At 59.4% G+C, this 18,646-nt stretch carries 19 protein-coding genes and 1 pseudogene; 10 read left to right on the top strand and 10 right to left on the bottom strand.

All coding sequences use genetic code 11. The features are described from left to right. Nucleotides 1-7 precede the first annotated feature (7 nt). The 3 genes from PUV54_RS01685 to PUV54_RS01695 are packed head-to-tail and all read left to right on the top strand — an operon-like array spanning nucleotide 8 to nucleotide 1,418. Complete coding sequence (locus PUV54_RS01685) at nucleotides 8-529, top strand: MarR family winged helix-turn-helix transcriptional regulator (protein ID WP_274493783.1); 522 nt, start codon at nucleotides 8-10, stop codon at nucleotides 527-529. A gap of 2 nt (nucleotides 530-531) precedes the next feature. After that, nucleotides 532-1,035, top strand: a complete 504-nt coding sequence (locus PUV54_RS01690; protein WP_274493784.1) for a PaaI family thioesterase — start codon at nucleotides 532-534, stop codon at nucleotides 1,033-1,035. Beyond that, entirely contained in the window at nucleotides 1,032-1,418 is a 387-nt protein-coding gene (locus PUV54_RS01695) for a PaaI family thioesterase (protein WP_274493785.1), read from the top strand. Before PUV54_RS01690 ends, PUV54_RS01695 begins: the two co-directional genes overlap by 4 nt. Nucleotides 1,419-1,584: 166 nt before the next feature. Here the strand turns inward: PUV54_RS01695 and PUV54_RS16650 are convergent, their stop codons facing one another. Then, nucleotides 1,585-1,863, bottom strand: a complete 279-nt coding sequence (locus PUV54_RS16650; protein WP_420797931.1) for a helix-turn-helix domain-containing protein — start codon at nucleotides 1,861-1,863, stop codon at nucleotides 1,585-1,587. Nucleotides 1,864-2,222: 359 nt separating this feature from the next. On the opposite strand from PUV54_RS16650, the gene PUV54_RS01700 reads away from it, so the two are divergent. The 5 genes from PUV54_RS01700 (at nucleotide 2,223) to PUV54_RS01720 (ending at nucleotide 9,049) form a co-directional block, all read left to right on the top strand. After that, entirely contained in the window at nucleotides 2,223-2,909 is a 687-nt protein-coding gene (locus tag PUV54_RS01700) for an integrase core domain-containing protein (protein ID WP_274493786.1), read from the top strand. Between the two features lie 120 nt (nucleotides 2,910-3,029). Continuing rightward, nucleotides 3,030-5,276, top strand: a complete 2,247-nt coding sequence (locus tag PUV54_RS01705; RefSeq protein ID WP_274493787.1) for a TonB-dependent siderophore receptor — start codon at nucleotides 3,030-3,032, stop codon at nucleotides 5,274-5,276. Between the two features lie 97 nt (nucleotides 5,277-5,373). Continuing rightward, the gene (locus PUV54_RS01710) at nucleotides 5,374-6,258 is read left to right on the top strand and encodes an ABC transporter substrate-binding protein (protein ID WP_274493788.1); all 885 of its coding nucleotides are present in this window, start codon (nucleotides 5,374-5,376) and stop codon (nucleotides 6,256-6,258) included. Further along, nucleotides 6,255-8,240, top strand: coding sequence for a Fe(3+)-hydroxamate ABC transporter permease FhuB (gene fhuB, locus PUV54_RS01715; RefSeq protein ID WP_274493789.1), 1,986 nt, complete (start codon nucleotides 6,255-6,257; stop codon nucleotides 8,238-8,240). Before PUV54_RS01710 ends, fhuB begins: the two co-directional genes overlap by 4 nt. After that, complete coding sequence (locus PUV54_RS01720; RefSeq protein WP_274493790.1) at nucleotides 8,237-9,049, top strand: ABC transporter ATP-binding protein; 813 nt, start codon at nucleotides 8,237-8,239, stop codon at nucleotides 9,047-9,049. Before fhuB ends, PUV54_RS01720 begins: the two co-directional genes overlap by 4 nt. 18 nt (nucleotides 9,050-9,067) lie before the next feature. Here PUV54_RS01720 and PUV54_RS01725 read toward each other — a convergent pair whose 3' ends face one another. The 3 genes and pseudogenes from PUV54_RS01725 to PUV54_RS16655 all read right to left on the bottom strand — a co-directional run. Further along, nucleotides 9,068-9,352, bottom strand: a complete 285-nt coding sequence (locus PUV54_RS01725) for a hypothetical protein (RefSeq protein ID WP_274493791.1) — start codon at nucleotides 9,350-9,352, stop codon at nucleotides 9,068-9,070. Between the two features lie 427 nt (nucleotides 9,353-9,779). Further along, entirely contained in the window at nucleotides 9,780-10,181 is a 402-nt protein-coding gene (locus PUV54_RS01730) for a hypothetical protein (protein ID WP_274493792.1), read from the bottom strand. Between the two features lie 292 nt (nucleotides 10,182-10,473). After that, nucleotides 10,474-10,626: pseudogene (locus tag PUV54_RS16655) on the bottom strand (integrase core domain-containing protein); the annotation flags it as partial. Between PUV54_RS16655 and PUV54_RS01740 the strand changes: the two are divergent. Continuing rightward, the gene (locus PUV54_RS01740) at nucleotides 10,590-10,889 is read left to right on the top strand and encodes a hypothetical protein (protein WP_274493793.1); all 300 of its coding nucleotides are present in this window, start codon (nucleotides 10,590-10,592) and stop codon (nucleotides 10,887-10,889) included. The pseudogene PUV54_RS16655 and the gene PUV54_RS01740 overlap by 37 nt on opposite strands. A gap of 210 nt (nucleotides 10,890-11,099) precedes the next feature. Here PUV54_RS01740 and PUV54_RS01745 read toward each other — a convergent pair whose 3' ends face one another. The 6 genes from PUV54_RS01745 to PUV54_RS01770 form a co-directional block, all read right to left on the bottom strand. Continuing rightward, nucleotides 11,100-11,888: an SDR family NAD(P)-dependent oxidoreductase gene (locus PUV54_RS01745; protein WP_274493794.1), complete on the bottom strand. Its 789-nt coding sequence runs from the start codon at nucleotides 11,886-11,888 to the stop codon at nucleotides 11,100-11,102. Between the two features lie 23 nt (nucleotides 11,889-11,911). Continuing rightward, complete coding sequence (locus tag PUV54_RS01750; protein WP_375210909.1) at nucleotides 11,912-12,745, bottom strand: TauD/TfdA dioxygenase family protein; 834 nt, start codon at nucleotides 12,743-12,745, stop codon at nucleotides 11,912-11,914. A 72-nt stretch (nucleotides 12,746-12,817) separates the two neighbouring features. Beyond that, nucleotides 12,818-14,227 carry a spinster family MFS transporter gene (locus PUV54_RS01755; RefSeq protein ID WP_274493796.1) on the bottom strand — a complete coding sequence of 470 codons (1,410 nt, stop codon included), beginning with the start codon at nucleotides 14,225-14,227 and terminating at the stop codon, nucleotides 12,818-12,820. 127 nt (nucleotides 14,228-14,354) lie between these two features. Continuing rightward, nucleotides 14,355-15,146: a GntR family transcriptional regulator gene (locus PUV54_RS01760; RefSeq protein ID WP_274493797.1), complete on the bottom strand. Its 792-nt coding sequence runs from the start codon at nucleotides 15,144-15,146 to the stop codon at nucleotides 14,355-14,357. Then, complete coding sequence (locus tag PUV54_RS01765; RefSeq protein WP_274493798.1) at nucleotides 15,143-15,697, bottom strand: GntR family transcriptional regulator; 555 nt, start codon at nucleotides 15,695-15,697, stop codon at nucleotides 15,143-15,145. The genes PUV54_RS01760 and PUV54_RS01765 overlap by 4 nt, the downstream gene beginning before the upstream one ends. A gap of 179 nt (nucleotides 15,698-15,876) precedes the next feature. Continuing rightward, nucleotides 15,877-17,088: a serine hydrolase domain-containing protein gene (locus PUV54_RS01770; protein ID WP_274493799.1), complete on the bottom strand. Its 1,212-nt coding sequence runs from the start codon at nucleotides 17,086-17,088 to the stop codon at nucleotides 15,877-15,879. Between the two features lie 235 nt (nucleotides 17,089-17,323). Here PUV54_RS01770 and PUV54_RS01775 point away from each other — a divergent pair, with 235 nt between their 5' ends. Beyond that, nucleotides 17,324-18,634 carry a serine hydrolase domain-containing protein gene (locus tag PUV54_RS01775; protein WP_274493800.1) on the top strand — a complete coding sequence of 437 codons (1,311 nt, stop codon included), beginning with the start codon at nucleotides 17,324-17,326 and terminating at the stop codon, nucleotides 18,632-18,634. The last annotated feature ends 12 nt before the right edge of the window (nucleotides 18,635-18,646 follow it).

Raw genomic sequence — 18,646 nt, forward strand, 5'->3', positions numbered from 1 at the left:
GCAGGAGATGAACGGGCGAGACAATCGGATAGACCTCAATCCAGGTTACCTGGTTAACGATGTGGCGCGCCTCTTACGGCGCGAATTTGACCGCCGGGTCAAACACATAGGCCTCACCCGCGCGCAATGGTTCGTGCTTGCGCATCTCTACCGAAATGACGGGCGAACACAGCGCGCCCTCGCGGACGAACTTGACATGGAGCCGGCGCCGCTTGGCCGGCTGATAGACCGCCTTGAGGAAAGCGGATGGGTTCGCCGAGCGCCCGCGCCGGGCGACCGTCGGGCAAACCTCGTCCATCTTACAGACAAGCTTCTGCCTTTGATTGAGGACCTGCGGGCTGCGGCGGACAATCTATATAAAGACGCCTTCAAGGGACTTCCCGCCAAGCGCGTTGAAGAATTCATCGAGGCGCTGACGATTGCAAAATCCAACCTGATCGACCTCGGTTCCGAACCGGTTGGGCGCGCTTTCAGCGGCGTTGACGACTTGCATCGCGTTCAACGCAAAGCCGCCAAGAAAGATGCATAGCGATGGATTTCCAGCAGCATGAAACATCGCCGAAGAATACCGACGGCATGCCGCCGTGGGCGGAAGTGATGAGGTCTTTCTTCTCTGAGACTCATCAATTATTCGCGGCATTGCAGATGGAGGCGAACAAGGTCGCCGAAGACGAGGTCTGCGTCTTTTCGACGGTTCCGGATTTTTTCTCATACAAGGATGATGACGGCAGTGCGCATCCAGGCGCTTACACTATCATCCTTGATACGGTTTTCGGCTTTGCCGTTTTCGCCAGAATTCAGAAGCCCAAAGCCATCGCCACAATCAATTTGAAGACTGAGTATCTTAGCCCAATAGAGATTGGCGCTAAAGTCATTTGCAGCGCAGAATGTCACGCCGTCAGCGGCAATATCGCCAGAACGCGCGGAGAGATATTCGATTACGACGGAAGGCCGCTTGCGAGCGCAACAGGCGCTTTCATGATCGCCAGTGGCGGGCCCGATTTCACTGGTCTTGGCGAGACACCACGGTCATGACGCAACTTCTGAATTCGCCTCTCGGTAGCTGGCTGCGGTTTGACGTCGAGGAAAACGGCGACGACGCCCTTTATTCAATTACGCCAAACGACGCTCATATCGGCAACCCGCTGATCAAAGCGCTTCACGGCGGGATCGTTTCCACATTTCTGGAGCTTGCGGGACTTCATGAGTTGCGCCGCTCTCTCAGTCCCGACGCGGACGGTGAGGCGATTAATATCAATGTCGATTATCTGAAGTCCGTCGCACTGGCGCCGCTTTTCGCCAAAGCGCGCATTGTGAAAACCGGCCGGCGGCTCGTTTTCATCGATTGCGTCGCCTGGCAAGACGCTGCCGAAACGCCGGTCGCGAAAGCCGCCTGCAGCTTTGTCATTTCGAGATAGCGCGAAGAAACCTCCCTGTTTTTAGCGCTTCACTTGCCTCCCGATGAAAATCGGGAGGTTTTTTCTAACCTTACTAATTGTTTAACCCAACTTGTCGCTCGCTTTCACTCCCACTAACCGGTCCAGCGCACAAGGCAAAAGGCGCGGTTATGCGATTGAAGTTATTTTATCCGCATGCTGACACCCTCCAAACGCTCGGCGAGAGCCCGGTATTGCGTTTGAAGGATCGGGATAATACCGACAGTTCAGCATAAGCGAGGGATGCGGAGATTTCACTCATACTGGCGCTTGAATTCCGTAACATGGTCTGCGCGAGTTCTACGCGCACGCCATCAAGAAGCTTCCGGAAACTATAATTAGACCTGCTCAGACGGCGCTGAAATGTGCGTGGCGTAAGTGAGAGGTGTCCCTGCTGAAAACCCGATCGGACGCGAGCTTGCGTAATCTGTTCCCTGCAGCCATGCTCGAAGCATGATGGATTGGCTGAAACTCTTAATTCTACTGATTTCGGATTTGACGAAACCGCGTTCCGTTCTTGAGGCCGAGATCACAGCGTTACGCCAGCAAGTCATTACACTGAGGCGACGGGCGCCCAGACAACTCACCTTACGACGGAGCGATCGGCTGATCCTGGCATTTATATATCGTTTCTTCCCAGAGGTCCGGAGCGCAATACATATTGTCCAATCAGAAACGCTTGTGCGTTGGCATCGCATGGGCTTTCGCGCGTTATGGCGCTGGAAGTCGCGGCCACGCGGCGGAAGACCAAGGGTTTCAAAAGAAATAAGCGACCTTATCCGCGAAATGAGTCTAGCCAATCCACTCTGGGGCGCGCCGCGAATCCATGGCGAGCTGAAGATGATCGGCATCGATATCGCGCAGTCAACGGTCGCCAAATATATGGTCAAACGCCGCAGACCGCCTTCTCAAAGCTGGAAGACCTTTATCTGCAATCATACTGACGGAATCGCCGCCTGCGATTTCCTTGTCGTTCCAACAATCGGCTTCAAACTCCTCTTTGCCTTCATTGTCATGGCGCACGGGAGACGCAAGCTCCTGCACGTTGGCGTTACCGCGCATCCGACGGCCGAATGGACCGCGCAGCAACTCAGAGAAGCCTTCCCTTGGGACCAAACGCCTGAATCACTCATTAGAGATAATGACGCCATCTATGGCGCCGTGTTCAAGAATAGACTGAAATCAATGAGCATTCGGGACGGGCCAACGGCACCGAGGTCTCCCTGGCAAAACGGATATGTGGAGCGACTCATCGGCTCTATTCGGCGCGAATGTCTAGATCACATCATCATTCGTGATGAAAGCCATTTGCGCCGGGTACTGAGGGCTTACGCTGAGTATTACAATTCAGCGCGAACGCACCTCGGCTTAGAGAAGAATTCGCCTGTTCCACGAAAACCCCAAGCCCACGGTCGGCTAGTTTCGCGTCCTCACCTTGGTGGATTACATTACGAATACGCCAGAATCGGATAATCGGTAATGACACCGCGCGAGTCTTATTGTGAGACGTTTACAGGTCGTCTATATTGCCAACCGCATGCTGTTCTTTGCGGATAAATGGGGACCAGAAGGGGAATACCTGAGGGGGATCAAGTGAGTAATTACGATCGACGCATCCGTTTGGCTGAATTGTCGGACGGTCATGGGGAAACACGCACGCTTCTCGCACGGCGCCGCAAATCGTTGCGCTGGTGTTGCACCATTGCACATTGCGGTCTTGTCTTATGTTGCGGCTTTTCCTCAATCGCACCTGCACTCGCGAACTCCGAGGAAAGTCAATCGACCGAGAGGGACGAGGGCGCTTCGCCCGAGACGATTATTGTCATCGGCAAACGCGAAAGCAAATCCACAGACGGCTACAAGCCCGAAACCGTCACCACCACCGGTCCCTGGGGCGGGCGGTCGATCCAGGACGTTCCGTATTCCATCACCGTATTGCCGAGTGAATTCATCGAGAACACCGTCGCGCGCAATCTCGACTCCCTGTTCACTGCGAGCCCCCTCGTCCAGGCAGGCCAGTCCCAGGACGTCAACAACATTGCACAGGCGACGCTACGCGGCTTCAATGTCGCCAGAGCCTATGTCAACGGCGTGCAAAACAACAATCTCGGCATGGGCGTGTTCGTCGAGGAAATCGGGCAGCTGGAGCTGCTCAACGGGCTGTCCGGCTTTCTGTATGGAGCAAGCCCCGTCGGCGGCGTCATCAACTATCAGCTCAAACGGCCGACCGGGTATGATTTGCGCAACATAACGCTCGGCAATTACGGCGGCGAACAGTTTTACGCCCATGCGGATTTCGGCGGCGCTCTCGGCGCCGAGGGCCGTTTCGGCTACCGGCTCAACCTACTCTATCAGGACGGCGATACGCCAATCGACCACCAGTCGCTTCAACGCAGCATGATCAGCGCCGCCGCCGATTGGCGCCCCACCGACGAGATGGCGCTGGAGTTTTTCCTGTCGGCGAAGGATTACAAACTCGACGGGCGCCAGTTTCAGTTTTTCCTGAACGGCAACGTCCCGCCCGCCATCGACGGATCGAAACTTTACGCCCCGAAAGACACTTATCTCGACGTCGAGTCCAAGGATGCTGGCGTGACCTTCGCCTATGCGCCCTCCGACGACTGGGCGATACGCGCCGCCTATGCCTTCAAGACGGATACCCGCTCGCTGGTCTATCCCCTTGGCAGCCTCCTGCCCGGCGATACGGAGTTCCAGTTCACCCTCTATGGCGGACGCAACGGGGCGAAAACCAACGGCGGATATGTCTATATCGATCACGCCTTCTCAACGGGGCCGGTAAAACACCGTCTCACCGTAGGCGCCAACGGGCATTTCTTCGTCAACAGCCTCGCGATCCAGTCGAACGGCTTTCCCTCTTTCTTCTCCGCCCCTTACGTCTACGCCCTCGACGATCGCTCCGTCATCGACCTGCCGGTCCCCGACTGGGACATCGATGATTCCTATACGATCGTGAATGCAAGAAGCCGCAATCTGAACGGGATTATTGGCGACGACATTGCGTTCGGCGAAAAATGGTCGATGCTGCTGGGGCTCAATCTGAGCAACATTCGCTCGGAAAGTTTCGACTTCGCGACCGGCGCGGCGCTGCCCGGCACGCTGTACGACGAAACGGCGCTCACGCCCACGGCCTCTCTGCTGTTCAAGCCGTTTGACAATTTGACCGCCTATGCGAGCTACATGGAGTCGATTGAACAAGGCGCCATCGTCGGTCCGACCTACGCCAACGCCAACCAGATCCTGGCGCCGCTAACGAGTCAGCAGTTGGAGATTGGCGCCAAGGCGAATCTCAAGGGCGTTCTTCTTTCCGCTGCGCTCTTCCAGATCGAAAAGGCGAGCGAGCGTTCCGACGACGGGACGATGACCGGCCGTTTTATCCAGGACGGGCTTCAGGTTCACAGAGGCCTTGAGCTCAGCGCGAGCGGCAAGCCTCTCAGGGAACTCAGCATCATCGCAGGGCTGACCCTGCTGGACGCCGAAATACGCGAAAGCGCCGATCCCGCACTCGAAGGGCGGCGGCCGAACTGGGTCGCGCAGAAAATCTTCAAGGTCTATGCGGAGTATTTCCCCGATATCCTGCCCGGCGTGACCTTCACAGGCGGCCTCTACTACACCGGAGAACAATATCAGGATCCGCTCAACACCCGCACGATTCCGGATTACATACTTGTCGATGTCGGGGCGCGCTACAAAGCCAAGCTGCTCGGGGAGAACATCGTGATCCGCATGAACGTGACCAATGTCGGCGACAAGCGCTATTGGGCCGCGACCTCGCCCGGCGCGCCGCGAACGGTGGCGTTCTCGATTACCGGCGAGTTTTGACCTCGTCCGGCATGGGGGCGCTTCGCTCATCCCGCCGCGATCCGCGACGGCGTTGCGCAAGGGCGCAGGCCGGACAAGTGAAATGCACAAGCGGGGCATGAACCTCACGCGCCGGGCAGTGTTGCAGGGGATGAGCCTGCCTGCGCTCGCTGCCTGCGCTCCCGCTCCGGCTGGATTGTCCCGCGGCGGCGTCGCCGCGCTCGACTGGGCGCTCGCTGAAACCATGATCGCCCTCGGCGAGCCGCCCGCCGGCGTCGTCGCCGCCGCCGACTGGCGCCGCTTTGTCGTCGAGCCTGCCTTGCCTGATGGCGTCACCGATCTCGGCCTGCAACAGGAACTGAATTTCGAGCTCATTGCCGCATTGCGCCCGCGGCTCATTCTCATATCGCCGTTTCTGGAGCGCTTCAAACCGAAGCTTGACCGCATCGCGCCATCGGTCAATCTCTCGGTCTATGAACCCGCAGACACGCCGCTGGCCAACCGCATCAGGATTACCCGGAAGCTGGCCTCGCATATCGACGCCGAGCAAGCGGCTGACGCGTATATTTCCGCGCTCGACGCGTTGCGCGATGGGGCGGAAGCGCGTCTTTCCAGGCTGAAGCGACGGCCGGTGCTGCTTATCAGCTTTATCGACAATCGCCATGCGCGCGTTTACGGCGGAAGCAGTCTTTACGCCGATACGCTCGCCTGGCTCGGCCTCGAAAACGGCTGGAGAAAACCTGTGGGCTATTTCGGCTTCGCAACTGTAGGGCTGGAAGACCTCGCCACGGCAGCCGATGTCGAACTGATCGCGGTCGAACCCGTTCCGCCGGATATTTCACGAGCGTTGTCGTCAAGTCCGCTATGGACCGAACTGCCCTTCGTCAGGGCCGGGCGCGAAGGACGCATTCCCCCGGTGTTCATGTTCGGCGCCCTGCCCTCCGCGCAACGCTTCGCCAAGCTGCTGCTCGCCTATCTGGAAACAAAATGGGACAGAGCTTGAAACGGACGCTTGATCCAGGATTGTTGTCCGGCGCCTTGTCGGCCGCCGCGGTGATATTCGGCGCCATTCTCTTGCGCGAGCCTTTGCAAACAAGTCTCGCTGCAGCTTCGGTTGAAGAGCAATTCGAGCGCCTCATATTGCTGCACGCGACTTTGCCGCGGATAACGATGGCGATTCTCTGCGGCGCCGGGCTCGCCTTGTCGGGGACGATCCTTCAGCAAGTGCTTCGCAATCCCCTGGTCGCTCCCGACACGGTGGCGGTGAACGCCGGGGCAAGGCTCGCCCTCGCCCTTGCCGCCGTCCTGGCGCCAGGCCTGCTCGGGTTTGGCCGGGATCTCGTCGCAATCGCCGGCGCAGCCGTCACAACCCTTCTCGTCCTCGCGATTGCAGGCTCGCGGCGATATTCGCCACTATCGATGATCCTCGCCGGTCTCGTGGTCAGTCTCTATTGCGGGGCGGCGTCAACCGTCCTTGTGCTGCTCAAGGACCGGTATCTGGTCGGTCTTTTCATCTGGGGCTCCGGCTCCCTGAGCCAGCAAAGCTGGGAGCCCGCCATTCAACTGGCGCTGCGGCTGCTGGCTTGCGGGCTCCCTCTCACGATGCTGATGCGCCCCCTGTCAGTCATGGACGCCGGTGAAGAGGCGGCGCACGCAGTCGGCGTGCCGGTCGAGCGGGTCCGGATCTTCGCGGTTGGGCTCGCCGTGCTGATGGCGGCGTTCGTCACAAGCGCGGTCGGCGTGATCGGTTTCATCGGCCTTGCCGCGCCCGCACTCGCAACTCTGTGCGGCGCCGAGCGATTTGTCGCGCGGTGCTTTTGGTCGACTATATTTGGCGCCCTGCTGCTTGTGGTCACAGACTTGGCGGTTCAGGTGATAGGTGGGGATGGCGGCGCCTTCATCCCCACCGGCGCGGTGACGGCGGTGATCGGATCTCCTCTTCTGCTTGTCTTCCTTTCGCGACTACGCTCCCACGAGCCGCAACTTCTTGCGGTCGATGCGAGCATGCCAGTGCGTGCGCCGCGTCCGGCCCTAAACGCGCCTGTGTGGGCCTTTCTTGCGGCGGGGGCTTTTCTTTGTCTCTGCTTCCTTCCGCTCATCGGCCGCGCGCCGGACGGAAGCTGGTTCATTCTGCCTGCCGGCATGTTCGGCGACGTCATGCCCTGGCGTTTGCCGCGCACGCTTGGCGCGGCGGGCGCCGGCGGCCTTCTCGCGATTGGCGGATACATCCTCCAGCGGGTGACGCAGAACCCGATGGCCAGCCCCGAAATCATCGGCGTGAGCGCCGGCGCGATCATGGGCGCGGCCATTGTTCTCGCTCTGGGCGGCGCAGCCTCCGAAATCAGTCTCGGCCTTGCGGCCGCGGCAGGATCGTTCGCGGCGCTAGTGTTCGTTCTCAACATTGCGTTTCGCGGACCGGCGGCACCCGAACGGATGCTGCTGGCGGGCGTCGCCCTGACGGCGCTCGTCGACGCCGCCGTCGGCGTGTTTTCCGCTAGCGGCAATCCATCCGCTGTTCTCCTGCTCGCCTGGATGGCCGGCTCCGCCGGCGGCGTCGACATGACGATGGCGGCGAGCGCGTGCGCGGCGGCGCTGATCTTTCTCTGCGTCGCGTTGCTCGGTTCGCGCTGGCTCGCCGTCCTGCCCCTGGGAACGCCCGTCGCCGCCGGGGTCGGCGTGCGGGTTCCGCTCGCGCTGTCCTCTCTCTTCGCACTTGTCGCGGTGATGACAGCCATCGCAACCCCGGTGATCGGACCGTTGACCTTTGTCGGGCTGATGGCCCCCCATATGGTTCGCCTGCTAGGCGTCAGAAGCGCGCCGGCGGGCCTTGTCGCGAGCGCGCTGACGGGCGCCGCGCTGATGACGATCGCCGACAGCCTCGCGAGGACCATTGCGTTCCCGCTTCAACTGCCGACCGGCGTGCTGGCAAGCCTGATCTCCGGTCCCATTCTTCTTCTGCTAATCGCAAAGGGAAGGAAGCAATGAACGAAATCCAGACTGAAGCACCGGCGCCGATAAGCGCCGCTGTCGAGATCAAGGCCGCCTCCGTGTCGATTGGCGATGTCAACCTGCTCGACAATATCGACATCCGATTGGCGCCGTTATGCGTCACCGGCCTGATCGGACCCAACGGCGCCGGCAAGTCCACTCTCGCAAAAGTCGTCGCGCGCCAGCTGTCGCTTTCTTCCGGCGAATGCAGGCTCGAAGGAAAACCCTATGACGCCTTCGGCGCGCGCGATTTCGCCCGCCGCATCGCATATCTTCCCCAATCCATCCCCGTCGCCACCGGCCTGACCGTGCATGAGCTGGTCCGCACCGGACGATATCCGTGGCACGGCGCCCTTGGACAATTCTCCGCCGATGACCGCGCGGCGGTCGACGAGGCTCTAGCCATCACCGGCATGGACCAGCTTGCGGACCGTTCGACCGACACCCTCTCCGGCGGAGAACGCCAACGCTGCTGGATCGCAATGCTTCTGGCGCAGCAGGCAAACGTCCTAATTCTGGATGAGCCAATTTCCGCGCTCGACATACGCTTTCAGATTGAAACGATGAACCTTGTGCGCAGCATCTCCCGCATGCGCGCAGTTTCGATTCTGGTTATTCTGCACGACATCAATCTCGCGGCGCGCTATTGCGATGAAATCGTCGCCCTGAAGGAAGGCCGCGTCGCCTGGCGGGGACCGGCGGCCTCGCTCATCGACCCGGATGTGCTGGAGCCCATCTACGACGTCCGGATGACCGTCCACACCGCCGGGGTTGTGAAACTCGCGTTTCCAAAGCTCGCTGATTAAACGCAAACCGGATCCGGATCACTTCCAGAACGGGCGATTGACCGTCATCAACACAATCCCCTTTTCCACAATCTGTTTTTCACAGTCGATCAGGGCGTCATTGTCCGCCATCAGCTTCCTACGCCAATCAGCCGCTGAGGTCTCCCATCGGGCGGGCAAGTCCTCGGCATCGTAAAACCTGTCGACCAACTCTGTCAGATAACCGCGATATCGTGTCCATGCCGAATAGCATACATGCACATTTTTGCGAAATAGGTTTGACTGAGCAGCGTCCGGTCCGATTGCGCAAGGGCGTCCCATCATTCCGGCGACCGGGCCAAAGCCTCGCCGGAAATTCGTTGCGCGTCAATCGCATCGGACTGAAAGGGCGGAATGACGATGCTGGCGGCGCGTGACTTCAGTATACCGATTGTATGCTGATACCCTGCGAGCTTCGCCGAAAGAATGGAAATCTTCCTTACGCCCTTCAGACCACCTTTCGAGATTCGAACGCCTGGAAAATTCCATTTGGATGAGCTATGCCAAGGGCGTTGAACAACGCTAACAACACAACTGGCTGATTTATCTGTATTTTTTACCCCACTAACGTCCTATGTTCTGTAATAGCCCTCGAAATTCAGGCTTCGGCGCCTGACAATGGGTTCGATACGCATTCACGAAGTGGAGCCATTAACGCTTTGAAATCACGCAGAAATTTCAAACGAACTTGCCTCGCATTATCGCGTGAATTTCACCACGCTAGCACTGCGCTACCAACTTGCTCAAAGTCGGCCCGCGAAATAGCGCTCCTGAAACGCGGCGTGGTGATTAGGAATACTGAATCGGTCCAAAAAAATGCGCCGACTTTGGCGGCCGTGTAATCGACGGCCCTGCGGATAACCCGCTCAACGTTTTCAGCGCCCGCATCTCGAACCTCGCGCCATTCAGCGACGCGCTGACGGGAAACGCCGATTTCATCCATTTCCGAAACGTCCGCACCACGGACATTTGACCGCTGACGCTGTTTCGCTAACGCGCCGTCCGCCTGCCCCTTATCGATCTCGTCGGCCATGCGCATTTCAGCGCGCACAATCATTCGCATACAGTCGGCTTGCGTTTCGTTCGCCGCCTTCGTGACTTTAGCGTAATGCATCGCCGCCTGCGCCGCGCGCTGCGCCTATTGCCACGCTTCGTTCTTACAGAGCCTATGGTAAACTCTATAGGTAGTCCTGAGGCGGGACGAATAAATTGGGGTAAGATATTCCAACGAGTACTCATGCGGAGCGCAAACGCCGGTTATCAATCTATTTAGTCCTACTTTAGATTGCTACGCCGCATTGCGTTCCGTCACGGTACCGAGTTCTGAATTTTTCGGTGTCGGCGACCAGTCCTTCCACGCATTCGTTGCGGGCCTATTGACGAAACCCCGATAGCGCAGCCACCTTTTATGTTACCGTGAGATCGCTGTCGATGGAAGGCCCAACTGGCCGGAGCCATCCAATAGTGGAGGCCAGGTCGGCCGGGAGAATGGCGAGCGGGGCTGGCGGTCTGTAGCCTAGCGATGAATGAGGGCGCACCGAGTTGTAATGCCTGCGCCAATGATCTGGTGCGCTACGCGACGTTCACGCCAGTGAAGCCGGAGCCATATGGGAGCAGCGCGACAAGTCACAACGGAGCGCTCACGGGAACCTGGACCGTGTTGCGCGAAAAGGGGGACGTGCGGGTCGCGATTCTTTTAAACGGATCGCCCCTTGACCGTAAGAAGTTTCCGCTTGAACCGCTCATTGACGAGCAAATTGCGGCGACAAGCCAATGGCCGACGCGCAATCTCTGGTCGGAATACGGCTACCCGCAACAGTAACGCCTAACTAAATTCGGGCGTCTCAAGCACTTGGCTTCAACTGAAGCCGAAACAGCTTTGGAGACACCGACATTGAAGTTGTCATAGCCGAATTCGACGCTGATTTTCCCAGTTACGGGGACTCCCGGCCCCGGAGCTGTTCGTCTCAACGCCCTCCTGCACCTGCTTCTCCGGCACTGAAGCCCGGGCAACCGGCGCGCATTTTGACGATTAAAATGAAAACGCCAAATGCGCGCCGGCGTCGACAAGCAGGGTCTCTCCGGTTACATGGCGCGCATCCGGCGACGCCAGAAACAATGCGGCGCCGCAAACATCTTCCGCCGTTGAGGCCTCTTTTAGCGGAACGGCGTCTTTAATGTGCTTGCGCAAGGAATCCATCTGATCAGCGGCAAGCCTCTTTGCAAACCACGGCGTATCGATAAATCCGGGACAGACCGCATTGACCCTGATTTTCGGCGCCAGCACGCGCGCCAGGCACAGCGTCATCGTGGTCAGCGCGCCTTTTGACGCTGCATAGGCGATGGAAGACCCGATGCCCGTAAGAGCGGCGATTGACGACGTGTTGACGACCGCCGCGCGCTTGGGCGCCGCTTCGAGCAGCGGCCGCGCGCCCCGCGTCATCTGATAGGCGCCGACGACATTGACGCGATAGAGGCGCATGAAGTCTTCGCTGTTCAAGGCGCCAAGATCGCTCTGGTCCAACGCGACCGCCGTGACGCCTGCATTGTTGAACAACGCATCGATGCGCCCGAAGGGCTCAGCGGCGGCGGCGATTTTCTTGCAATCCTCGTCATCGCCGACATCCCCCCGGACCAGGACCGCTTTAGCGCCCGCCTCCTCGACCAGCGCCGCAGTCTCGTCCGCCTCTTCGGCATTCGCGTGATAATTGATGATGACGGCCTCAGCTCCGCGCGCCGCAGCCCCTTGGGCGATGGCGCGCCCAAGCCCTGTCGACGCGCCCGTTACAGCGACAATGCAGTCGGCGAAGGTCTTTGACATGGCGCCAGCCCTTTCCCGTTCCGTTAAAAAGGACGGTCGCCCTTGATTGTGACCCTGTTTCCGTAACGGCGATGGGGCCAGTAGTCCCACACCGCATGATGCTGCGCGCAGCGATTGTCCCAAAAAGCAAGGGAGCCCGGCGCCCAGCGAAAGCGGCACTGAAACGCCGGATGCGCCGCATGCCGGATCAGGAAACGCAAGATCGCATCGCTTTCGTCAGGAGGAACACCGTCGATCGCAGTCGTAAAGCCGGCGTTCACATAAAGGCATTTGCGCTTCGTTTCCGGATGCGTGCGCACGACCGGATGATGGGCGCGCGGATATTGCGGCTTATCCTTGACGCCCAAGTCCGCATAAAGCCCTCGATAAACATGCTCGCCGTCATGGATCGCGATCATGCCGTCGAGATAGGTTTTCATCTGCGGCGACAAGGCATCATAGGCCGCATACATGTTTGCGAACAGCGTATCGCCGCCACAAGGCGGGGTTTGCTTGATGTAAAGAATGCTGCCCAGCGGCGGCTCTGGCTCGCAGGATACGTCCGTATGCCATGTTTCCCCATTCGCCCGCGAGGAGTTCTCATCGGCAGCGATGACCATCAGCTCCGGATGGCCGGCTTCGCTCGGGGCCGCCGGATGCGCATGCAGCTCGCCAAAGAGCTTGCCGAAGGCGACATGCTGATCCGGCGTCAGGTCCTGACCGCGGAAGAAAATCACCAGATTTTCGAGGAAGGCGCGGCGAATTTCCTCAATGACGGCGCCGGAAAGCTCTTTGCCAAGATCGACGCCGCCAATCTCGGCGCCGATCACCGGCGTAAACTTGTTGACGGCGATGTAACGATAGCTGTCCGTCTCCATGTCCCCAACCGCGGGAGCATTCAAGGGTTTTTGCTTTAGATTCATCATTTGCTACTTCGATTTCTAAGGCATTCAACATGGTTTGTCGGCCCGTCCCCAGGCTCTGCCTGCAAAATAAAAGGCGATGGCGGACGGTATGTTGAACAAAAATGAAAAGGCGATCGCCATGCCGAGCGCCGCAACGCCAACGGACGGCGCCAGCGCATCGCTGATTAAACCGATCACCAGCGGTCCAAGCCCAAGCCCCACTAAATTCTGTATAAAGATCATCAACGCGGCGGCGCTCGCGCGCTCTTGCGGATCCGCAACTCCCTGGACAAGCGCGTAGGAGGCCGGCTGATAAAGCGTGTTGCAAAACACCGCCGCCACCGCGCCGATGAGCGCAAACACAAGACCTTGCGCCAGAAAAGCGGGCACGCCGACAAAGGTCGCGGCGAAAACCGTCACGGCGGGCCACCAGGCGAGCCAGCGGCGATCGCGTTTGGCGAGAAAATCCCCGGCCGCGCCGCCAATCAGGCTGCCTAACGCACCCGCAATCGCCGCTGATGCGCCCAGGATCGCCGCCGCCGCACCGACCGACATGCCGTGAGCGCGCACGAAATACGCAATGCCGAAAGCAGCGAGCCCATAGGCCACCATCAAGTGAAACGCAGATCCGGCGACGCAGAGCAGGAACGGCGGTGATTTCATCAATGCGCCGAACGCCTTAACCGCGCGCCCCGCCCTGGCGGCGCCGCCCAGGCGAACCGGCTCCTTAAGCGTGAAATAGACCAGCGCGGACACGATCAATCCGGGCGCGCCAAGCGCCATAAACGCCGCGCGCCAGCCATGGGTTTCCGCCACGAGGCCGCCGATCAGCGACGCAACAAGACCGCCGGCCGAGATGCCCACAACGAGGACGGAAAACGCAGACGAGCGCCGCTCCGGCGAAACGGAATCCGCGATAAGCGAATGTGTGCATGGAGCATATCCCGCCTCGCCGGCGGCGACTCCGGTGCGCGCGACGGCGAGATACCAAAAACCGGGCGCCACGCCGCACAACATCGTCATGGCGCTCCAGACCGCCAGACACGCCGCAAGGATGTTGCGGCGATTGAGCCGGTCTGCGGCGCGTGCAATCGCAAGCCCCAATGTCGGGTAAACGAGCGCAAAGGCGGTTCCGCCCACCAGCCCCAGCATGGTGTCCGAAAGACCGAATTCATTTTTGATGGGCTCGGCCACGATGCCGATAATCTGCCGGTCGGCCATGTTCAGGGTCGACACCAGAAACATGACGCCAAGGAAATACGGCAAGGACGTTCCTGCGGCCTTGCCGGACGCCGCGCCAGACATCGGGATTGCGCCGGGCTCCGGCCTGCCGCTCGCCGCCATTCTCATGTCCTCTCCTAACGCACGTCTTATTTTATGGCATGCAGCCCCAAGCCGAGCTGACGGTGTTTCATCGCCAGCGCGTTCTGGCCATGTTGTTCTGTTTGCCCCCATGAAACGCCGCCCCGGAGCTTTTGTCAATAATCGACATTAAGTGCGTTTCGCGCGGAAATGCGGCGCAGGCGGGTCATGTCTCACGCCTACGCGCTCACCCCCGCCGGCCAGCAAGGTTCGCACGTCCCTAGTCGGAAGCCCCGGCCTTTGACGACTTTTCCAGCGTCGCCTCTGACGTCTCGCCTGTTGGCGTCTCGCCCGTTTCGGCGCGCCGCCGGATCTCCGCAAGACTGTCGAGCACCAGATCCCGCGCCAGACGCTCCGCCTCGCCAACACGCGCTTTTTCAATCGCCTTACATAGCGCCGTCCAGCGCGCCGCCGATCTGCGGCGGCGTTCAGGACTTAAAATGCTGGCCCATAGCACGGCGACTTCACGCTCAAACACTGCGGACATCCGCCCGAGATACCGCGCGCCGGACAGGCTGGTGATCAAAACGGAAACAGCGCGGCGCACTGTGATGTAATCGCCGACAGTCGCTTCCTTCGCGATCGACAACCGCGTCAGCAGAGCGACGCCGTCCGCAATGGCGGCGAGCGCGGCGGCGCTGCGCTCGCTCGCGGACGCGGCAAGGCCCGCCTGGGCGGCGAACAACTCAGCGCGAATATGAAAAAGCGCCTCCAGCTCGTCGTCCGTTAGCTTGCGCACGATTGCGCCTTTTCGCCCTCGAAGCGTGACAAGCCCGTCCCTGTCCAGGAGGCGCAACGCTTCGCGCACCGGCCCGCGGCTGACATCAAAATGATCCGCCACCGCCAGCTCCCGAATCGACTCGCCCGGCTTGAAATCACCAAACTGAATCCGATCTGCAATCCAGGCCGCGATATAACCGGGCAAAGACGGCGGCGGCGGCTGCGCCACACCAGCGATGGTTTCAGCCCGCGCAACGAAAGCCCTGATATCCGGTGCAAGCTCCGCCGTCATCGGTTCAGACTTTCTCCGATTTCTCCAAGCCGTTCCGGCGCAACGATGGACACATGCAAGGCGATGCGCGCCATCGCCCTGGCGAGACGCGCATTCCTGGACGCCGCTCCAAGCCGCTCAAGCTGCTCTTCAACGAGGACGAGCCGGCGCGACGGCGCCTTCGCCGTTATCTCGCCAGCGCGCAACTGTTCAACCGACGCGTCATGACGGCGAAGTTCCTCCCCCAAGAGCCAGCGCAGCCGGTCCCACACGATAAACAGCTCCGCGGGCGGTGCGTATTGATCGTCGATCACCCGGGCGCCGCGGCGCGCAGACACGATGATCGCGCCCTGCTTTTCCAGAAGGTGAAACGCTTCGCGGGTCGTCGCCGCCGTGCAATGAAACCGCTCGGCGACCGCGCGCTCGGTGATGCGGGCGCCCGCCTTGAAGGACCCATCGACAATCAGCGCGCGCAGCTCGTCCGCGACCAGCGAAGGGCCTGGCCCGCTTTTGCCTGAATCCGTCCTCGAGGACTTTGGCGACTGACGCGTTGTGGTTGGTTTTTTGGTCACGCCCTGACTTTATCTGCCTGCTGTGGGTCCCTGAAATGGCGAGAGAAAATAATTGACTTTCTTATATTTACGCAACTGTTTGCCAAACATTGCAAATTTTAACGCCGGCGCCGAAAATGCGGAGGGAGCGCCGGCCTTGCCGGCGCTCCCCGAACAATTCGCCTCGAAGCTTTCAGCGATTACGGATTGTTGTTCGCCTGAATATCAATCAGGTCCGCGAGCCCGCCCGAATTGATGATGAGATCCGTCGCGTCGATATATCCCGTCAAAAGATGGTCATCGAGGTGGATATAGGCGGCCCAGTCCTTGTCGGGCGAATAAAACGTAACCGCGCCCCAGGCGCCGACGCCCAGATAGATTTTCGAGCCGCCCTGGTCGAACACCCACTGGCCGCGCGCATAATCGAGATCGAGATCCTTGATCGGGCTGCTCACCGTCGGTACAGATCCGCTCTGCAACGGAACCGTGACTTCATTCAATGAAGCAAGAGAAGCCGCATTGAAAAGCGTGTGATTGTTTCCGCACTCGCCGCTCAGCAGCGCCTGCGCGAAGGCGCCGCCATCGAACAGATCGGTTTCAAATCCGCCTGCCGCCCATTCATTATTGGGGCGCTTCACAAGCGTGTCCGTAAGGTTGCAGGGACCGGTCAAATAGTCCTCAAGAATTGTCGTAAAGTCATCATTGACAGCGTTAGCCACCGCAAGTCCGAGAATCTGCCACGACATTGGACCGTAAGAGAAAGCTTCGCCGGGCGCGTAAACATAAGCGCTGTTGTTGTTCGGATCGTCATCTTCCGCGATGTCAGCGGCGATCATATCCTCCCCGCATGTTTCAAACGAAACGAACGGATTGTTAATGCACGAAGTCAGCCCAATCGGCCAAGCGCTGACGGTCTCATGTCCTGTCATCATGGTAATGAGATCGTTGATCGTCATGTGGTCGTAAACGAGACGCGATGTCCCGTTATCGTCGAATTGACTTGCGTTCAACGACGTCGCGTTTGTGATATGGTCCTTCACCAGATCGTTCAGCGAAAAATTGACATTCGGATCCTGCGCCACCGCCATCGCCACCGCCGCCGTAAAGGTTTTCGACAAAGATGCGACATTAAAGTTGTGATTGTTGATGAAGTAATCGCAGCTTTGGCCGTCCCACCAACCGAAGCCGGTCCAATAAACGACCTCGCCCTTGTGATAGATGATCATTCCCCCGCGCTGGAAAGGGGAATTTTCCAACGCAGCTTTGACGTCGGTCCAATCATAACCCGATGGCAAAGGATCATCCGGACATTTAGCGTTGGTTTGCGCGGCGGCCTGCGTTGCAAAGACCAGCGCCAGTAGCGCGCCGCATAGTGCTCCCACTCCTCCAAAATGCTTGCTTTTGAACCTCACTGTTTCCTCCTTTTTTGATTGCATTCCATCCCCGCCGGAAGAGCCGCGATCGGGAATGCTTTTGGGTTGCCGGCGTACAAGGCGAGCAGGAAGAATCGGCGTTGCGGCCGGTGCGCCGTCATATTGTCAATTATTTGCAATTAGTCAAGAAAGCAGTGGATAGTCTGATATATTTCCTATATTTTCCTGAAAAAATCATAAATATGAAATTTATTGACAATTCAGGGAGGAATTTTTGACTGCGCTTTTCACCCGCCGGAGCACGCTCGCCGCCGCCGCGTCAGCGCCGCTCGCCGCGCTCGCCCTGCCCTCCTGCGTCTCGAAAAAGTCGCCCGCCGGAATGTTCGACATCGGCCGCCTCAGCGCGGCGGGCGAGATGATCGACGGCCTCGTTGAAAGCGGCCAAATTCCCGGCGGCGCGGTGCGCATATCGCAGCATGGCGAGCTGCTTTTCGAGCATTATGCGGGCAAGGCGGACATCGCATGCGGCAAGAACATCGCCCCGGATACGATCTATCGGGCTTATTCCATGACCAAGCCGGTTACGGCCGCCGCCATCATGCTGCTGGTCGAGGACGGCAGGTTGTCGCTCGATGATCCGGTGACCGCTTATGTTCCGGAGTTTTCCGATCTCGCCGTTTATGTTTCGCAGGACGGCGAGAAAATCGTGACGGAGCCTGCGGGCGTCATGCGCGTCGCTCACCTGCTGACGCATACGTCCGGCCTCAGCAATAGCTGGAATCCCGGTCCGCTTTCTCCTCTCTATCGCAAGGCCGGCCTTGTTTCAGCAAAATATGTCTACGATCCGGAATTCAGCGCCGGTCTTTCGGAATTCGCGGCCCGGCTCGGAAAAATCCCTCTGCAGTTTCAGCCCGGCTCGCAATGGCTCTACAGCATTTCCCCTGATATTGCGGGATTGGTTGTCGAGCGTGTCACGGGGACGAGCTTCAGCGCCTTTTTAAAGGCACGGATTTTCAACCCGCTTGGCATGGAGGATGCGGATTTTTATGTGCCCGCACCCAAGGCCGAACGGCTTGCGAGCATGTATGCATTAAAAGAAGGAAGCCTCATCCTCGCGGAAGCAGCGGCCGACTCTCCTTTCCTGACCAAGCCCTGCGCTGAATCCGGCTCCGCCGGACTGTTATGCACGCTCAGCGATTATCACCGCTTCGCCAATATGCTTGCGGAATTCGGTGAAACCGGCGGCGCACGCGTCATGAGCCGCAAAAGCGTCCGCACAATGACAGCGCCTCATGTGGGCGCCGAGATCCTCGGCGACACATTCCAGAAATTCATGGGGTTCGCCTCGGGCGGGTCCGGCCTCGGCATGGAGATGGCGCTTGGCGGCGCTGTGCTTACCGACCCGGCTGCCGCCGAAAAGCCCGGCCTTAAAGGCGAATACACCTGGGGCGGCGCGGCGAGCACGACCTTTTTCGCGGTTCCCGAGGCCGGCTTGTCGGCGACGCTGATGACCCAGCTTTTCCCATCGGGAACGCTGCCCTTGCGCGACATGCTGAAGACCGCCGTCTATCAGGCCATGAATTAAACCGCTTTCCAC

The organism is Hyphococcus flavus (assembly GCF_028748065.1).
GTDB classification, from domain to species: domain Bacteria; phylum Pseudomonadota; class Alphaproteobacteria; order Caulobacterales; family Parvularculaceae; genus Hyphococcus; species Hyphococcus flavus.